The sequence below is a fragment of the Thermomonas alba genome, from assembly GCF_022419205.1.
Lineage (GTDB): Bacteria > Pseudomonadota > Gammaproteobacteria > Xanthomonadales > Xanthomonadaceae > Thermomonas > Thermomonas alba.
In genome coordinates, this window is the sequence record NZ_JAJOZU010000002.1 from 75,920 (window position 1) to 93,420 (window position 17,501).

The 17,501-nt window shown below is 68.6% G+C and carries 14 protein-coding genes; 4 read left to right on the forward strand and 10 right to left on the reverse strand.

Annotated features, from left to right (window positions below):
* Position 1 precedes the first annotated feature (1 nt).
* Together purD and gstA are read left to right on the forward strand one after the other, a co-directional pair.
* On the forward strand, positions 2–1,291 hold the full coding sequence (gene purD, locus ML342_RS02895; protein WP_240125431.1) for a phosphoribosylamine--glycine ligase: 1,290 nt from the start codon (positions 2–4) through the stop codon (positions 1,289–1,291).
* Between the two features lie 93 nt (positions 1,292–1,384).
* Complete coding sequence (gstA, locus tag ML342_RS02900; RefSeq protein WP_240125432.1) at positions 1,385–1,993, forward strand: glutathione transferase GstA; 609 nt, start codon at positions 1,385–1,387, stop codon at positions 1,991–1,993.
* A 128-nt stretch (positions 1,994–2,121) separates the two neighbouring features.
* Here the strand turns inward: gstA and ygiD are convergent, their stop codons facing one another.
* A complete protein-coding gene (ygiD, locus tag ML342_RS02905; RefSeq protein WP_240125433.1) occupies positions 2,122–2,928 on the reverse strand; it encodes a 4,5-DOPA-extradiol-dioxygenase in 807 nt (268 codons plus the stop codon).
* A 23-nt stretch (positions 2,929–2,951) separates the two neighbouring features.
* A complete protein-coding gene (locus ML342_RS02910) occupies positions 2,952–4,073 on the reverse strand; it encodes an NADH:flavin oxidoreductase/NADH oxidase (RefSeq protein WP_240125434.1) in 1,122 nt (373 codons plus the stop codon).
* Positions 4,074–4,274: 201 nt separating this feature from the next.
* Here ML342_RS02910 and ML342_RS02915 point away from each other — a divergent pair, with 201 nt between their 5' ends.
* Positions 4,275–5,051: a hypothetical protein gene (locus tag ML342_RS02915; protein ID WP_240125435.1), complete on the forward strand. Its 777-nt coding sequence runs from the start codon at positions 4,275–4,277 to the stop codon at positions 5,049–5,051.
* Positions 5,052–5,274: 223 nt separating this feature from the next.
* On the opposite strand, the gene ML342_RS02920 is transcribed toward ML342_RS02915, so the two are convergent.
* The 5 genes from ML342_RS02920 to ML342_RS02940 form a co-directional block, all read right to left on the reverse strand.
* Complete coding sequence (locus tag ML342_RS02920; RefSeq protein ID WP_240125436.1) at positions 5,275–7,902, reverse strand: TonB-dependent receptor plug domain-containing protein; 2,628 nt, start codon at positions 7,900–7,902, stop codon at positions 5,275–5,277.
* A 173-nt stretch (positions 7,903–8,075) separates the two neighbouring features.
* Entirely contained in the window at positions 8,076–8,918 is an 843-nt protein-coding gene (locus tag ML342_RS02925) for an NYN domain-containing protein (protein ID WP_240125437.1), read from the reverse strand.
* Complete coding sequence (locus ML342_RS02930) at positions 8,915–11,731, reverse strand: class I SAM-dependent DNA methyltransferase (RefSeq protein ID WP_240125438.1); 2,817 nt, start codon at positions 11,729–11,731, stop codon at positions 8,915–8,917. The genes ML342_RS02925 and ML342_RS02930 overlap by 4 nt, the downstream gene beginning before the upstream one ends.
* A gap of 57 nt (positions 11,732–11,788) precedes the next feature.
* Positions 11,789–12,478 (reverse strand): hypothetical protein, encoded by a 690-nt coding sequence (locus ML342_RS02935; protein ID WP_240125439.1) that lies wholly within the window; start codon positions 12,476–12,478, stop codon positions 11,789–11,791.
* Positions 12,465–12,998 (reverse strand): MarR family transcriptional regulator, encoded by a 534-nt coding sequence (locus ML342_RS02940; RefSeq protein ID WP_240125440.1) that lies wholly within the window; start codon positions 12,996–12,998, stop codon positions 12,465–12,467. The genes ML342_RS02935 and ML342_RS02940 overlap by 14 nt, the downstream gene beginning before the upstream one ends.
* 136 nt (positions 12,999–13,134) lie before the next feature.
* Between ML342_RS02940 and ML342_RS02945 the strand changes: the two genes are divergently transcribed.
* The gene (locus tag ML342_RS02945; protein ID WP_240125441.1) at positions 13,135–15,051 is read left to right on the forward strand and encodes an MFS transporter; all 1,917 of its coding nucleotides are present in this window, start codon (positions 13,135–13,137) and stop codon (positions 15,049–15,051) included.
* Between the two features lie 30 nt (positions 15,052–15,081).
* Here the strand turns inward: ML342_RS02945 and ML342_RS02950 are convergent, their stop codons facing one another.
* Genes ML342_RS02950 through erpA form a run of 3 tightly spaced genes read right to left on the reverse strand, consistent with a single transcriptional unit; the run spans position 15,082 to position 17,274 of the window.
* Positions 15,082–15,963, reverse strand: coding sequence for a hypothetical protein (locus ML342_RS02950; protein ID WP_240125442.1), 882 nt, complete (start codon positions 15,961–15,963; stop codon positions 15,082–15,084).
* A gap of 10 nt (positions 15,964–15,973) precedes the next feature.
* Positions 15,974–16,906: an NAD(+) diphosphatase gene (gene nudC / locus ML342_RS02955; RefSeq protein WP_240125443.1), complete on the reverse strand. Its 933-nt coding sequence runs from the start codon at positions 16,904–16,906 to the stop codon at positions 15,974–15,976.
* Entirely contained in the window at positions 16,903–17,274 is a 372-nt protein-coding gene (gene erpA / locus ML342_RS02960) for an iron-sulfur cluster insertion protein ErpA (RefSeq protein WP_240125444.1), read from the reverse strand. Before erpA ends, nudC begins: the two co-directional genes overlap by 4 nt.
* Positions 17,275–17,501 lie beyond the last annotated feature (227 nt).

Here is a 17,501-nt window from a genome sequence, read left to right on the forward strand (position 1 = left end):
CATGAAAATCCTCGTCATCGGTTCCGGCGGTCGCGAGCACGCCCTGGCCTGGAAGCTGGCGCAGTCGCCGCGGGTGTCCGAGGTGATCGTCGCCCCTGGCAATGCCGGCACCGCGTGCGAGCCCAAGTGCCGCAACGCGGCGGTGAAGGCCAGCGACCTCGACGGCCTGCTGCAGCTTGCACAGCGCGAGGACGTGGCGCTGACCGTGGTCGGGCCCGAGCAGCCGCTGGTGGCGGGCGTGGTGGACCGCTTCCGCGCCGCCTCCTTGCGCATCTTCGGGCCCACCGCCGCCGCCGCGCAGCTGGAAGGCAGCAAGGCCTTCGCCAAGGACTTCCTGGCCCGGCACGGCATTCCCACCGCGCACTACGCGGTGCATACCGAGGTCGAAGCCGCGCTGGCGTATGTCCGGCAGAAGGGCGCGCCGATCGTCATCAAGGCCGACGGCCTGGCCGCGGGCAAGGGCGTGATCGTGGCGATGACGCTGGCCGAGGCCGAAGCCGCGGTGCGCGACATGCTCAGCGGCAACGCCTTCGGCGATGCCGGCGCGCGGGTGGTGATCGAGGAGTTCCTGCAAGGCGAGGAAGCCAGCTTCATCTGCATGGTGGACGGCCGCCACGCGCTGCCGATGGCCACCAGCCAGGACCACAAGCGCGTGGGCGATGGCGACACCGGCCCCAATACCGGCGGCATGGGCGCCTATTCGCCGGCGCCGGTGGTGACGCCCGAGGTCCACGCCCGCATCATGCGCGAGGTGGTCGAGCCCACCGTGCGCGGCATGGCCGCCGACGGCGTGCCGTTCACCGGCTTCCTGTATGCCGGCCTGATGATCGACCCCAGCGGCGCGCCGAAGGTGATCGAGTTCAACGTGCGCTTCGGCGACCCCGAAACCCAGCCGGTGCTGCTGCGCCTGCGCTCGGACCTGGTCGAACTCATCGACGCCGCCATCGACGGCAGGCTAGACGGCGTGGACGCGCAGTGGGACGCGCGGCCCGCGCTGGGCGTGGTGATGGCCAGCCGCCCGTATCCGGACCCTCCGCTGACCGGCGAGGTGATCCACGGCCTGGACACGGTACCCGCCGACGTCAAGGTCTTCCACGCCGGCACCACCCTGGACCCCAATGGTCGCGTCCTCACCGCCGGCGGCCGCGTGCTGTGCGTCACCGCGCTGGGCGAGAATGTGGCGGCCGCGCAGCGCGCCGCCTATGCAGGCGTCTCGGCAGTGACATGGGCCAGTGAGTTCCACCGCACCGACATCGGCCATCGTGCGCTGGCACGCCTGCCGCGGGGCTGAACGCGCCACTGGTACGCAGCGTTCCGTGGCCAGCCGCACCGCAGATGCGCCGGCGCGCGTGACAATGTGGGCTCTATCTCGTCGGAGGATGTGATGAAGCTTTACTACCTGCCTGGAGCCTGCTCGCTATCGCCGCACATCGTGGCGCGCGAGGCCGGCCTGGACCTGACCCTGGATAAGGTGGACCTCGCCAGCAAGCGCACGGCCGCAGGCGAGGACTTCCTCGCCGTGAATCCCAAAGGCTACGTGCCCGCGCTGCGCCTGGACGACGGCGATGTGCTCACCGAGGGCGCGGTGATCGTGCAGTATCTGGCCGACCAGCGCCCGGATGCCGGGCTGCTGCCGGCCCAGGGCAGCCGGGCGCGCTACCACGTGCTGGAAAGCCTGAGCTACATCGGCACCGAACTGCACAAAACCTACAGCCCGCTGTTCAACCCGGCCACGCCCGAAGCCGTGCGCGCCGAGCGCATCGCCTACCTCAAGCGCCGCTACGGTCTGCTGGAAACGCGCCTGGCCAAACAGCCGTTCCTGCACGGCGAACAGTTCACGGTGGCCGATGCCTACCTGTTCACCGTCACCTCCTGGGCGGATTTCCTGAAACTCGACTTGAGCGAGTTCCCGGCACTGCGCGCTTTCCAGCAGCGGGTCGCCGCGCGTCCGGCGGTGCAGGCCGCGCTGCGCGCCGAGGGCCTGTCCGGCTAACGTCTGCCGCCGGGCGGCGGCAGCGCGTCCAGCGCGCAGGATTTCGTCGGCCAGCAGCGGCAGCGACCTGCCGGGACGCGATGCGTCGCACAAGCCGATGCCGCATGACCAGCCTGCGGCTCAATGCCCTAAGCCGGCAGCACGCGGTCGGCATCCAGGGTGAACGCGGCCATCGACAGCGAGCCGTAGGCGAACCCGTCCACCAGCACGTCGCTCGCCCGCCCCGCGGCGGCGGAGAGGCCGGCCAGGTACAGCAGCGGCAGGAAATGCTCGTCGGTCGGCACCGCCTTGCGGTAGTCCGGATGCGTGGCCAGCGCGGGCAGGTCGTGCGGACGCTCGGCCAGCACTGCGCGCGCATCGGCATCGAAGCGGCGTGCCCAGTCGAAGCCGCCCTCCGGCTGCGCCCAGTCGAGCGCGCGCAGGTTGTGCACCAGGTTGCCGCTGCCCATCACCAGCACCCCGCGCTGGCGCAGCGGGGCCAGCTTCGCCCCCAGCGCCAGGTGCCAGTCCAGCGGCTTGCGTGCGTCCAGCGACAGCTGCACCACCGGGATGTCGGCCTCGGGGAAGGCGTGCACCAGCACCGACCAGGTGCCGTGGTCGAGCCCCCAGCCGTCGCGGTCGGCGCCGACCACGAAATCCGGCGCCACCGTATCCGCCACTTCCTCCGCCAGCTGCGGCAGCCCCGGCGCCGGGTACTGCAGGTCGAACAGCGCCTGCGGGAAGCCGTAGAAGTCGTGGATGGTGCGCGGGCGCGGCATCGCGGTGACGGCCAGGGCATCGATATGCCAGTGCGCGGAGATGGCCAGGATCGCGCGCGGACGCGGCACCGCCGCGCCGAAGGCCCGCCACGCCGCGGTGTAGCGGTTCTCCTCCAGCGCGTTCATGGGGCTGCCGTGGCCGAGGAACGCGGCGGGCATCGGCGCGGGCATGGGCATAGCGGAGCCTCCGAGTTCGGGGATCAGTCGGCAGTGCCGGTAGCGGGCACCAGCAACGGTGGCAGGCCGTGCGGCAGCGCGCGCAGGAAGCGCGGCGAGGTGGCGACCGTCGCGCCCAGTTCGGCGGCGGCGTGCCACGGCCAGCGCGGATTCCACAGCAGCGCGCGCGCCAGCGCGATGGCGTCGGCGCGACCCTCGGCCAACGCGGCCTCGGCCTGCGCCGGGGTGGTGATCAGGCCCACGCCGATCACCGGCATCGCCACTTCGCGCCGGATCGCCTGCGCGAACGGCAGCTGGTAGCCGGGCTCCAGCGGGATCTGCTGGGCCGGATGCAGCCCGCCGCTGGAGACATGGATGTAGGCACAGCCGCGCGCGTCCAGGTGCTTGGCCAGCGCGATGCTCTGCGCCAGGTCCCAGCCGCCGTCCACCCAGTCGGTGGCGGAGATGCGCACGCCCACCGGCAGCGCCTCCGGCACCGCCGCGCGCACCGCGTCGAACACCTCCAGCAGCAGCCGCATGCGGTGCTCCAGACCGCCGCCGTAGGCATCCGTGCGGCGGTTGCTGAGCGGCGACAGGAACTGGTGCAGCAGGTAGCCGTGCGCGGCATGGAGTTCGATCACCTCCAGCCCCAGCCGCGCCGCGCGCCGGGCCGCGTCCGCGAACGCCTGCACCACGCGCGCGATGCCGGTGGCGGTAAGCGCCTGCGGCGGCGGATCCTGCTCCGCATACGGCAGCGCGGACGGCGCCACCACCTGCCAGCCGTGCGCGGCGTCCGGCGCGATCGCGCGCCCGCCCTGCTCCCACGGGCGATGGGTGGAGGCCTTGCGCCCGGCATGCGCCAGCTGCACGCCCACCGGCACCGGCGACCACCGGCGCACGCCGGCCAGCGCCTGCGCGAACGCGGCCTCGCAGGCGTCGTCGTAGAGGCCCAGATCGGCCCAGCTGATGCGCCCCTCCGGCAGCACCGCGGTGGCCTCGGTCAGCAGCAGGCCGGCGCCGGACTGCGCCAGCATCCCCCAGTGCTGCACGTGCCAGTCGTTGGCGCAGCCGTCGTCGGCACAGGCGTACTGGCACATCGGCGCCACCACGATGCGGTTGGCCAGCGGCAGCCGCCCGAGCGACAGCGGCGTGAACAGGTGCGACATCGGCGGCTCCGGGGCGGTCGGAAACGGGGATTTCCCACTATCCGCGCGCACGGGTCGCGGCATCAAGCGCATTCATGCAACGCAGCCTTGCAGCGGTCCGCGCCGGCCGCGCACCGGGGCTGCATCCAATCCGGACGCCCCGGCGTACGCCATGGCAACCGGCCCCGCGCCGGCCTTCCCCCCGAACAGGAGTCTCCCGAGATGAATCGCACCTCCGCAGTCCTGCTCACCCTGGCCCTGGCCGTTCCCGCCACCGCGATGGCGCAAAGCGCCCCCAGCTTCAGCCTGATCGCCGGTTACGACACCTCGGTCAGCGGCGACGTGCACAAGGGCGCGATCGCCCCGATCGCCGACCTCGGCCCGCTGAACCCGGCGCTGGCCGGGGTTTCCGCCGAGCTGCGGATCGGCGCGCGCTCGTACGACAAGATCTACGGCAAGGCCACCAACCTCGGGGTCGAAATGGCCTGGCCGATGGGCAACAACGACGAGGTGTTCGGCCAGCTGATGTACACCCGTACCGGTGCGGGCAGCACCCAGGTGGGCGGCGCCTTCGTTCCGGCACTGGAGACCACGCTGCCGGTGTACGGCCGCTTCGGCAGCTACGATGCGCTGGGGCTGGAAGGCGGCTACCGCTACTACTTCGGCAGCGGCGGCAGCGTGCGCCCCTACATCGCCGGCCGCCTGGGCGCCACCCACGTCAGCAGCATCAAGGCCACCTTCACCATCCCCGACGCCAACATCGCGCTGAATGACGTGCCGTTCTTCGACAGCGGCTGGCAGTTCAGCGGCGGCGCCGACCTCGGCGTGCTGTGGGCGCTGACCGAGAAGACCTCGCTGGGGCTGGAAGTGGGCGCGCGCTACCACGGCAACCTGTCCGGCAACGACAGCGCGCTGGCCGGGCTGGGCCTGGCCGGGATCAACAACACCGGCAAGCGCACCTCCTACCCGGTGAACCTGCGCCTGCAGATGCGCTTCTGACGTTCTCCTTCGCGCGTCGCCGCCACTCCCCCGTCCTCCTCCCCCGACGCGCGGCGGCGCGCTTCTTTTCCCAGCCACCGGGTCTGCGGCATTTTTCGGCAAGTCAAAGTCCCGCTCTTGGCATTGCGCTCTCACGCGATGGACATGTGATCGCCAAGAACGACCGGGCCCGGCAAGTGCCGGGCCCGATGGCGCTGAGCTTCCAGACGGAGCCCACCCAAAGTCAGAACTTCACGCTGATCCGGGCATACCAGAATGCTCCGTTGAACCCGAAAGGCGAAGTCAGCGCGTACTTGACGCCCAGGAACTGCAGCACCGGGTTCTGTTCCTTACCCGGATGGACATCGAACACATTGTCGCCTCCCACCGCCAGCTCGATGGCGTCATTGAGCTTGTAGCGTGCTTCCAGATCCACCAGCGTCTTGCCACTGTAGCTCACCGCATCGGAGGCATCTCCGTTACCGAACAGGCCGCCCGTCGTACTCCAGCCACCGTAGTTGTTCAACCGCAGCACACCGTGCCAGCGCTCGCGTCCGTAATCGAACGAAAGCACCGAGCGATTGCTGGGCACCTGGTGCTCGAGATCGTAGATGCGGTCACCATTGATGGTGCCCGGCTTGACGTGGACAACGTCCTGCTTGTTGTAGTTGTAGCGGAAGTCCACGTTGAGCACACCGCCCCACAGGTCATGCCGCGTGTCGATCACGAAGTCGACGCCGCGCACGTGCGAATCGAAGGCGTTGCCGAAATAGCTGGCAGCGCTTCCCAGCAGCAGGTTCGCATTCGGGTAGTTCATGGCGTTGAGCGCATTCACCGCATTTTGATCCACCGTCTTGGTGATCAGGCCGATGCGGTCGCGCACCTGGATCATGTAGGCATCCAGCGTGACCGTGACGTTCTCGCGCGGCAGCCACACCGCGCCCACGCTCAGATTGCGCGACTTCTCCGTCTGCAGCGGCTGCGCGCCCAGCGCTTGCGATACCGGATGCGAGACCGGATAGGTGCCGCTCGGAATCAGGTTGCCGCTGGCATCGGCGGTCGTAGTGACGTTGAGCGTGAATGCCTGTCCCGGGGTCGGCGTGCGGAAGCCGGTGTTGTAGGTGCCGCGCAGCGAGAACCTGTCGGTGAAGGCATACCGGCTCGAGAGCTTGTACACGAACGAAGAGCCGAAACGCTCGGCATGCTCGTAACGACCGGCCAGGGCCGCCGACCATTTTTCCGTCAACGAGGTCTCGGCATCGATGTAGGCCGACTGGCTCTTCTGCTTGAACGTGCCCGCCGACTCTGGGAAGAACCCCTGGAACCCGTCCGACCCGACGCCGAATACAGCCGCCGTCGGCCCGACCGCGATCGAAGCCGCATCGCCGGTGCCGATCTTGTAGGTTTCATCGCGCCACTGCGCGCCGTAAGCGAGCGTCATCGGCGAATCGGCGAAGTGCTGTACGAAATCCACGCCGAGCTCGCTCTCCTCCTGCGTCAGCGTGCCGGGTCGGAACGAAGTCGGTGAAAGCCGTCCAAGGCTGGGGTTGATCGAGTTTTCCAGCCGGTAATCGATCTGGTTACGGCCACGGCGGGCATGCACGTCCCACTGGAAGTCTCCCGACATGCCGCCGCGCACGCCGGCGACCAGCTCATAGTCGGAGATGTCGGCGCCGAAGAGCGGGCTGTAGCCGCCCGGGAACTTCTGATAGATCGGATTCAGCTCGACCCAGCCGCTGGGGCTGTTGGCATCGGCAGTGAGGTAATCGGCCGGATTGAGGCCGGCGTTGATGATGGCATCCACCAGCGACCGCGGCGCATTGTCCGGCAGGAAGTCGCCATTGCCATCATGAATCAGGGTGGAGCGGCCGTTGATCTGGTATTGCGGCGGCAGCACCGGCGCGCGATAGAAGAAGCCCGACAGCGTCTTGTTGTCCATATAGCTGCCAAAGCCGTACAACTCCTTGTCGCCTTCCAGCGGAAGAGCCGTATTGACGAACAGCTTGTTGGCGCGGATGTCGGGATCGCCCCAACGCTGGCCATAGCCGTTATACGGCACCTTGTCCGCCCCCACGATCGCAGCGATCGCAGCAGCATCTGCGCGCGGCACGCCGCGCGAGGTGATGTCCGAGGTATCGCGCTCGGCGCTGACATGCACGAAACCGGTCGCTCCCAACGGGAAGCCGGCATCGGCATCGATGCGCAGACGCGCGCCATCGCCCTTGCTGTACTTGCCGTGCTGAACGCTGACGCTGGCGCCCTCGGGACTGTCCTTGAGGATCACGTTGACCACGCCGGCGATGGCATCCGAGCCGTACAACACCGCAGCGCCGTCGCGCAGCACCTCGACGCGCTCCACCGCACTGGCAGGAATCGCGGAGAAATCGACCGCCTGCGCCCCCTGGTTGACGGTGCCAAGCGGCGCCAGCTGCAGGTTCACCAGCGCAGAGCGGTGCCGGCGCACACCGTTGACCAGCACCAGGGTCTGATCGGGCGAGAGGTTGCGTAGCGTCACCGGGCGCACGAACGCGGTGCCATCGGCGATCGGGAACCGCTGTGTATTGAGCGATGGCACGATCCGGGTGAGCGTTTCGGTGACATCCGCAGACCCTTGGCTCTGCAAGGCGGCGGCGCTGAAACTGTCGATCGGCGAGATCGACTCGACCGGCGACAGGCCGGCCTGATGGGTCCCGGTCACGACCACCGAATCGAGCTGGGTCACCCCTTGTTGCTTCTGCTCTTTCTTGTCCGCCTTGGCCGCCCCGCCAGTCGCCCCGGAATCCTGGGCCTGGACCGACAGTGCGCACAGCAAAGCAGCGGCCAGCACGGTGCAGCGAAGTGGCGTTGCGATATGGCGCGTCTTCGAAGACATGGCACTCCCTCGTTGAGATGACGACGATTCCCGGCCTGCGTGCGTTTCCCCCTCGATCACGGCGGCCGTCGCTGGAATCTAACAGAATTTTTACGCCCGCAAACATCCCTGCCTGCAGCGAGAAATCCGCCGCGTCCTGCGTCGTCGCAAGGCCACCGGCCGATGCTGCCGCATCAGCCCAGCGCCTTGACGTACAGCGTCTTGCCGCCCCCGCCGCTTTCGCGCTCGATCACGCTGAAGTGCTTGGGATGCTTGCGCAGCAGGTCGCTGAGTTTCTTCTGTCCGTACAGGCGCGGGTCGAAGTCGGGTTTGATCTTGTTGAGGTAGGCGCCCATCGCGCCCAGGTTCGCCCAGCCTTCGTCGTCGGACGCTTCCTCGATGGCCTGCCGCAGCAGGTCCAGCGGCACCGGCAGCGGCCCGGCTTTCGCGGGCGGCGCGGGCGGCTCTGCCGGCGCGGGCGGCGCTGGTGTCGGTGCCGGCTCCGGCGCGGGCTTTGGCTTCGCGGCCGGCTTCTCCGCGGCCGGCTTGGCGGCGGGCGCGGGCTCCGGCGCCTCGGCGCGCAGCACCTCGGTGTAGATGAACTTGTCGCAGGCCTGCACGAACGGGTCCGGCGTCTTGCGCTCGCCGAAACCGTACACCGTCAGCCCCTCCTCGCGCAGGCGCTGCGCCAGCCGGGTGAAATCGCTGTCGCTGGAGACCAGGCACATGCCGTCGAAGCGGCCGGTGTACATCAGGTCCATCGCGTCGATGATCAGCGCGCTGTCGGTGGCGTTCTTGCCGCTGGTGTAGGCGAACTGCTGCACCGGCGTGATCGAATGCTTCAGCAGCACTTTCTTCCACTGCGCCTGCTGCTGGGTGGTGAAGTCGCCATAGATGCGCTTGACGCTGGCCAGCCCGTACTTGGCCACCTCCGCCAGCAGGCCCTCGATCACCGACGCCTGCGCGTTGTCGGCGTCGATCAGCACCGCCAGCCGGCGCTGGCCGTCGTCATGGAGTACGTGGGGGCGGGATTTCATGGCGTCTGCTCCTTAAACCCTGCGGTAATGGAACGCGCCGTGCGCGCGGGCTTCTTCGGCTTCGCCGCCGGTAGCAGGCTGGTCAGCGCCTGGTAGCGCTGGAACAGGAAGGCCACGCGCTCGGCGTCGGTGGAGAGTTTCGGCGGTTTGCGGCCGGCGGCTTTTTCGGCGGCGAGGTAGGCGGCGTCCACCGCCTTGTCCAGCGCGGCGTGGGCCTTCACCAGCGCGGGAGGCATGGTCAGCGGGTCGTAGAGGTCGGCCAGCGTCGCCTCGGGGAACTGCGCGCGGGCGTCCAGCACGCCCTGGGCGGCGGCTTCGATGGCGGCGCGGTGTTTGTCATCGTCGCCCAGCTCGGGCCAGGGGAAGTTGTTGTAGACGATGCCGGCGGAGTAGCGGTAATCGCTTTTCAGGCGGCCGCAGACGGTGCGTACCCAGGCCATGTGCATGGTGGAGGTGACGATGCCGAAGTGGAACGGAGTGGCATTGGGAACGATCTTCACCAGATTGCTACACAACGTGTCTGGTGTCATGAAGCCGATGGGAATGAACGTGCGCCGCTCAGAGGACACCTCCGGAATCACCAGATAGTTGTCATCCGGAATGTTCTCGACGTGGAACCGCGTCGGCGTCTCTGCCAGCTTGCGCGTCGGCGCACTGCGGCTTTCCTTGCGTAGCGCGCGCACGGCCTCCACGCGCTTGAGACACTCCGGCATCGCGCGCAGCTCGGAAGGCGGACAGTCGCCCAGCCACAGGCACCAGCGCTCCCAGCCATTGATGAACTCGTCCGAACCCAGCCAGCGCCGGAACCATGCCGCCGATGCTGGCTCCTTGGCGATGAAGGCATCGCGCTCTTCGGTGGTGAACAGGTAGTTCCCGCCGTCGATCGGCTTGTTGCCGATGCCGATCTCCGGAACATCGCAAATCGGCTTGCTGCGGTTCGGCAGCAGCACATCTGCCGCATCCACCAAATACGGATTGATGTTGCCTGCCAGCAGGCGGTGCGGCTCGCCGGCGATGTCCTCGTAGTCGAACAGCTGCTTGGGCGTCACCTCGCCCGCCGCGAAGCCGATGATCACGCAATGCACCGCCGCCACGCCGCGCGCTTCGTTGTTCCAGCGGAAGGTGCGGTGGGCGAAGAAGATGCGCAGCCCTCGCCGCAGCAGCTCGCCCCACAAAACGCCGACCTGTTCACCCTGGGTGATGGAGTTGGTGGAGACGAACGCCGACCGAATCCGCGGATTGGCCTGCATCGCCGCGGCCGCCTTGAGATACCAGGCGCTGACGAAGTCGAGGATGCCGGCGCCTTTCAGCGTGCCTGCCACGGCCCGTAGGTCCTCGCGCTGGTCGGCGCTCATCAGTTTCGAACCGACGAACGGCGGATTGCCCAGGATGTAGTGCAGCCGCTCCGCCGGCACCACGTCGTTCCAATCCATCCGCAGCGCGTTGCCGTGGACAATCGTGGCGGATTTCTTCAGCGGCAGGCGCACCACGTTCTCGCCGAACTGCTCGGACACGCGCAGATTCATCTGGTGGTCCATCAGCCACATCGCCACCTGCGCGATCTGCGCCGGGAACTCCTCGATCTCGATGCCGTAGAACTGGTCCACGTCCACCAGCACGTGGTCCTGCACGTGCGCCAGCACCGACTGCTGGGTGGCGAACTGGCGCTTGAGGATTTCCAGCTCCAGCGCGCGCAGCTCGCGGTAGGCGATCACCAGGAAGTTGCCGCAGCCGCAGGCCGGGTCGAGGAAGGTCAGCGTGGCCAGCTTGCGGTGCAGCTGCGCCAGCTTCTTTTCGTCATGGCCGGCCTTGTCCAGCTCGGCCTTCAGCCCGTCCAGGAACAGCGGGCCGATCAGCTTGAGGATGTTCTTCTCGCTGGTGTAGTGCGCACCCAGGTTGCGGCGGGCCTTGGCGTCCATCACCGACTGGAACATGGCGCCGAAGATGGCCGGGCTGATGCGTCCCCAGTCCAGCGTGCTGGCGTCCAACAGCAGACCGCGCATCTGCGCGTTGAAGTCGGCCAGCGGCAGCCGCTCTTCGAACAACCGGCCATTGACGTAAGGCAGTTCCGCCAGCTGCTCGTCCAGCGTGGACTGGCGCTTTTCCGGCGGCGTGTTGAGCACCTGAAAGATGCGCTCCAACCACATGCCCAGATCGCTGCCGTCTTCGCGGGTGCGCTGAACGATGAGGTCGTGGAAGCTCTGGCGCGGGAAAATGCCAGTGTCATCGGCAAACAGGCAGAACAGCAGCCGCACCAGCAACACTTCCAGCGGGTGGCCGTCGTAGCCTGCTGCTTTCAGTGCATCGTGCAGCCGCCCCATGCGCTCGGCGGCCTGCAGGTTGACGGGATCTTCTTCCTTGTAGCTGCGGGTCTGGTAGCCGCTGATGAAGCCAAAGCGGCCGATCTGCTTGTGCAAGTCGGCCAGCGCGAAGTCAGTCCGTTCGCCGGTTTCCAGATCATGCAGGCGGAACCGCTGGAAGTCCGAGACCAGCACGTAGCGCGGCAGCTCGGCGTCCTTCAGCCCGGCGAAATAATCGGTGGCCTGCTCGAACGCGGCGTCCAGGTCGGCCCCTCGGCTCTTGTGCTCCGCCAGCATCACGCCGGGCCAGAACACATCGATGCGCCCGCAGCTGCTGCCGGTGAAGCGGGCGGCCTTCTGCTCGAACACCGCCACGCGCCGGCGGTTGACGCCGAACACGCTGAAGAAGTCGTTCCAGAAGCTCTGCGCCTCGGCACGCTCGCTGGATTCCCCGGCCCATTCCTTGGCGAACGCGCGGGCACGCTCGCGGATTTCGTTGAGGCTCAGTGGCATTGGTTCCCTCCACGCGCAGGATAAGCCACGACGGTCTGCTGCTCAGCAATGCCCGGCTCAAGCCAACTCGGCTATGGACCGCATTCGCTCCAGGACAATCTGGCTGCGGCTGGGATCCGCCAGCATGCCCGGCAAGGCGTTCCCGAAATCCGCGTCCGCCAGCAGCCTCTTGAAGGCCATCGCTACCGTTTCCCGGACATCGGCAGGAGCCCGCGCAAGCTCTCCTGCCAGCTCCTGGCGAGCATCGACGATGTTGAGGACATCTTCCAGATCATGGCTGCCCAGCACATCGCCAGCACCGCGCGCCGCGAAAGCCTCCAGCTTGGTGGCGACGAATGCGACGGCAGTGGCCCGCCGGATCAGCAGGCCATCGCCCAGATCCTGTACTTCCGCCGTTTCCGCGGCGTATCGATACCACCGATTCGAGAATCCAAAGACGGCGGGATCCACAGGCATCAGGTCGAACACGATCCCGCTCTCACAGTGCACCCAGCGGAAGATCACCGCGCTGTCCGGATCGCGCCGGAACCCCCGGCTGGCGACTTCCTTCTCGACTTGATGGAATCGCGCACGCGCTTCCTGCGCAATCGCATCCACATCCTGCGTTGACCGTACCGCTTCAGCCAGTGGATCGGTGATCAACAGGCCTGCGACAGCTCCGCCGATAAACACCAGCTGGTCGACCAATGGCCCCAGCGCATCGGCAACGATGCGCAACGCTTGCACATTGGGATCATCCGCGCGCATTGGCCTGCTCCAGACGCTGCTTCAGATGTTGGGCCGCCAAGCTTCTCTCACGTGCACGTCCGATCCGGAGAGCATCCTGTAGAGATAGCAATTCGTGGAGCGCCGGATCTTCCAGCGCAGCCTGCGCGGCCGTGGGACTGAGCGGGGTGAGGCTGGGTCCTCGCGCCGTACCATCGGGATGCGGCCATACCGGCGCATCACCCGGCGCCGCTGAAATTTCCAATGCCAGTGGCGGCGCACCGAAAGATGTGGGAATTCCTCGCTTGACTGCCCCCAACGTCGCCGGGAACGCATATCGCACCCCGTGCACCGCGAATTCATAGAGAGCACCGCGCACAGGCTGCCAGTCGCCGCGACCATGCTCCACCGCCAGCCCGGCGATCAGGCAACGCTTGACGCTGCGGTGCACTTGCGACGCGCTGAGGTGCAGCGCCTGGCCAAGCCCCGCGTAGGTCCAATCCCGCCCGGGCGCGGCAATGCGCTTGAACAGCACCAGTAAATCCTGCGGCTTGAGCTCCATCACCCACTCATTCCATATTCCAGAACATGGAATGTCCGCTTTTTTTGACTGTCGCGCAAGCATGCAAGGGATTGCCGATACCGCTAAAGGCTAGCTGGGCTTCCGCTATCCTCCGCGCATCCATCCGGGGGATGCCATGGCCCACTCGCAGTTCGACCTGCTCCGGCAGCGCCGCTTCCTGCCCTACTTCGTGGTGCAGGCGCTGGGGGCGTTCAACGACAACGTGTACCGGCAGGCGATCATCGGGCTGCTGGCGTACATGGCGGTGGATAGCCGCCAGATGGGGCTGTACGCGAACCTGGCGCCGGCGGTCTTCATCCTGCCGTTCTTCCTGTTCTCGGCCAGCGCCGGGCAGATCGCGGAGAAGCTGGAGAAGCACAAGCTCATCGTGATCACCACCTCGATGGAGATCGCGGTGATGTCGCTGGCGGCGGTGGGCTTCCTGCTGCAGAGCATGCCGGTGCTGCTGGTGGCGCTGTTCGGCACCGGGCTGCAGTCCACCCTGTTCGGGCCGGTGAAGTATTCGATCCTGCCCTCGGTGCTGAAGCCGGAGGAACTGACCGGCGGCAACGGGCTGGTGGAGATGGGCACCTCGGTGGCGATTTTGCTGGGGATGATCTACGGCGGCGCGGTCTTCCAGCTGGCCGGCGATCACGGCCCGCAGCTGGCGGCGGCCTCGGTGGTGCTGCTGGCGATCGCCGGCAACACGCTGGCGCGGCGCATCCCGAAGGTGGATGCCGGCGACCCGGGCCTGAAGGTGGACTGGAACATCCTGCGCGAGTCCTGGCGCATCTGGCAGCTGACGCGCCGGCAGCTGGCGGTGCGCAACGCGGTGCTGGGCGTGAGCTGGTTCTGGTTCGTCGGCACCGTGCTCACCGCGCAGCTGCCGGTGTACGCGCAGGCCAACCTCGGCGGCACCCAGGCGCTGTACATCTTCGCGCTGGCGCTGTTCTCGGTGGGCGTCGGGATCGGCTCGATTTCGTGCGAGAAGCTGTCCTCCCGCACGGTGGAAATCGGCCTGGTGCCGCTGGGCGCGTTCGGCGTCAGCGCGTTCCTGCTCGACCTGTATTTCGCGCGGCCCGGGCAGGCGCTGGCGCACGGGCTGTCGGTGCTGGAGTTCGTCCACGTCCCCGGCAGCTGGCGGATCATGCTGGACCTGACCGGCATCGGGGTGTTCACCGGCTTCTTCGTGGTGCCGCTGTTCGCGCTGATCCAGAGCCGCACACCGCGCAACGAGCTGGCGCGGGTGATCTCCGGCATGAATATCCAGAACGCGATGTTCATCGTCGCCGCCGCGCTCATTGGTCTGGCGCTGCAGCGCATCCTCGGCTGGACGATCCCGCAGGTGTTCCTGGCGCTGGCGATCGCCAACACGCTGGTGGCGCTGTGGATCTTCACGATCGTGCCCGAGTTCTTCATGCGCTTTTTGAGCTGGCTGCTGGTGCGCACGCTGTACCGGGTGAAGCTGCACGGCATCGAAGACCACGTGCCGGACGAGGGCGCGGCGCTGCTGGTATGCAACCACGTCAGCTATATGGATGCGCTGATCCTGTCCGCCAGCATCCCGCGTCCGATGCGGTTCGTGATGTATTACAAGATCTTCGATATCCCGGTGCTGCGCTGGATCTTCCGCACCGCCAGGGCGATCCCGATCGCCGGGGCCCGCGAGAACCCCGAGATCATGCAGCGCGCGTTCGACGCGGTGGACGCGGCGCTGGCCGCGGGCGAGCTGGTGTGCATCTTCCCGGAAGGCGCGCTGACGAAGGACGGCCAGATCGCGCCGTTCAAGTCCGGGGTGGAGAAAATCCTGCAGCGCGCCGCCGCGCGCGGGCAGGACGTGCCGGTGGTGCCGCTGGCGCTGCGCAACATGTGGGGCAGCATGTGGAGCCGGCGCAGCGCGTCTGCCGAAAGCGGGCGCCTGGGCCGCATGCGCCTGCCGCGCCGGCTGCGCGCGCATATCGAGGTCGTCGCCGGGGCGCCGATTCCGGGCACGCAGGCCAGCGCCGCCCTGCTGGAAGCCCAGGTCCGCGCCCTGCGCGGGGATGCGGCATGAACCGGAGCGGACGCGGTATCTCGGCGCGCCTCAGCCCACCCAGCCGGCCACCACGAACAGGGCCAGCACCACCAGCCATAGCAGCAGGATGCGCCAGATCAGGTTCATCGCCTCGCGCAGCTCCGGCAGCGGGCCGAACACCTCGGCCAGCGCGGCCTCGGCGGGAATGCCGGCGGCGGTGTAATCGGCGACTTCCTCGGCGATGTCGGTACGCACGCTGGCGCGCGCCGCCGCGCCCAGCAGGCCGCCCTGCAGCCCGAATGCGCCGGGCCGGCGCCAAGCCGCGGTGACCGCGACGGCATCGCCCACCACCGCCAGCGCCAACAGCATCAGCTGGGTCACCGGCCAGTCCAGCAGCGCCAGCAGGGTGCGCGCAAGCGGCTGTGCGGCCGCGGGCACCGCCTCGGCCTGGTCTTCCGCCGCCAGCGCCGCCAGCCGGTACAGCAGCGCGCCCGCCGGCCCCAGCAGGCAGAACCAGAACAGCACGCCGAACCAGCGCCGGCGCGCGCCGCGAAACACCGCTTCGACGCAGGCTCCGGCGTCGGCCGGCGCGCCTGCCGGCGGCCACAGGCGGGCGGCGGCGGCGCGGCGGGCGGTCTCGTCCGGGGCCGTCAGCACCGCCGCCACGTCGCGGTCGAGGTCGCGCGGGCCCCAGCACCAGAACAGCACGGCGATCCCCAGCAGCAGGCTGGGCAGGCCCCAGCCCAGCGGGCGCAGGCCCAGCTGCACCAAGCCCAGCGCCAGCACCGGCAGGCCCGGCGCCAGCAGCAGGTACAGCGCCGCCGGCAGGCGCGGCCCCGGCCAGCGCAGCCAGGCGCGATAGGCCTCGAACCGCCGCAGGCGCGCGGCCAGGCCCGGCGCCAGATGGCCCAGGGCCAGGGCGATGACGACCGCAAGCAGGGTGATGGCCATGCCCGCCAGTCTAGCCGGCGGCGCGCGCGGCGTCGTATTCGTCCAGCCAGGTCTGGATCACGTGGCGGGCGATGGAAATGGGCGACGGCAGCACGATGTCGTCGCCGGGGCCGTCGGCATCGGTCCAGTCGCGCGCCAGCGCCGCGCGCACCTCCTCGGCGCTGAACCAGCGCGCGGCCTCGATCTCCTCCCCGACCTGCGGCGGATCAGGTTCGGCGCGGGCGATGAAGCCGAGCATCAGGGAGCCCGGGAACGGCCACGGCTGCGAGGCGAGGTAGCGCGCGCTGCGGGCGTGCACGCGCACGCCAGTTTCCTCCATCGCCTCGCGCACCACCGTCTGCTCCAGGGTCTCGCCGGGTTCGACGAAGCCGGCCAGCACCGACCAGCGCCGCCGCGGCCAGCGGGCCTGGCGCGCCAGCAGCAGGCGCTCGCCGTCGGTGACCGCGGCGATCATGGCCTGGTCGGTGCGCGGGTAGTGCTCGCTGCCGCAGGCATCGCACACGCCCAGCCAGCCGCCGCGGGCGAACCGCAGCGGACCGGCGCAGGCCGGGCAGAACCGGTGGCGCTGGTGCCAGTGCTGCAGCGCGCGCGCCTGCGCGAACAGGGTGGACTGCCAGGCCGGCCACTGCACGGCGGCGCTGCGCAGATCCAGCCAGCCGGCAGCCGCGGGCGCGGCGGCCTCGGCCAGGAACCAGGCGCGCCCGTCGCGCAGGCCGAGGAAGGTGCAGCCCTGGGGACCGCCCGCCACCGCGGCGGCGGCCAGTTCCAGCAGCTGCCCGCCGGCATCCACCGGCGCCTGCCCGCGCGCGTCCAGCGCGATCACGCCGGCCTGCGGCCACAGCGCGGCCAGGGCCGCAGGATCGCTGCGCAGATGGTCGGCGCGGTCGAGCGCGCCATCCACGAATGCGAACGGGCACGCCGGCGCTGCCGGGGCCGCGGTCATACGGTGAAGCTGCTGCCGCAGCCGCAGGTGGTCTTGGCGTTGGGGTTGCGGATCACGAACTGGGCGCCGGCCAGCGACTCGCTGTAATCGACCTCGGCGCCCATCAGGTATTGCAGGCTGAGCGGATCGACCAGCAGCGTGGCGCCGTCGGTGGCGATCGCCAGGTCGTCCGGCTCCTGGCCCTCGTCGAACTCGAAGCCGTACTGGAACCCGGAGCAGCCACCGCCCTGGATGTACACCCGCAGCTTCAGCCCCGGGTTGCCCTCCTCCGCCACCAGTTCGCGCACCTTGGCCGCGGCGGCGGGGGTGAAACGCAGCGGAGCTGCAGGGGCAGGTGATGCAGGAGAATCGAGCTGATGCAGTTCCATGCCGACAGCATGGGGCGTGCGTCGCCCGGATTCAACCGCCGTCCGCCCTGCACGCATGCGCGAGGCCAGCAGACGGCCTGCGGCGACACGCTGCAGTACGCGAAACAGACGTTTAGACTGAAAGCTTCCAGCCTTCGCGCAGCGCTTGCGCGGACGCGCCGCCGTCCCCTGCCGCCTGCGTTTTACGTCAGAATCCCGATATGGACGTGCCACCTCGCCCCATGGAG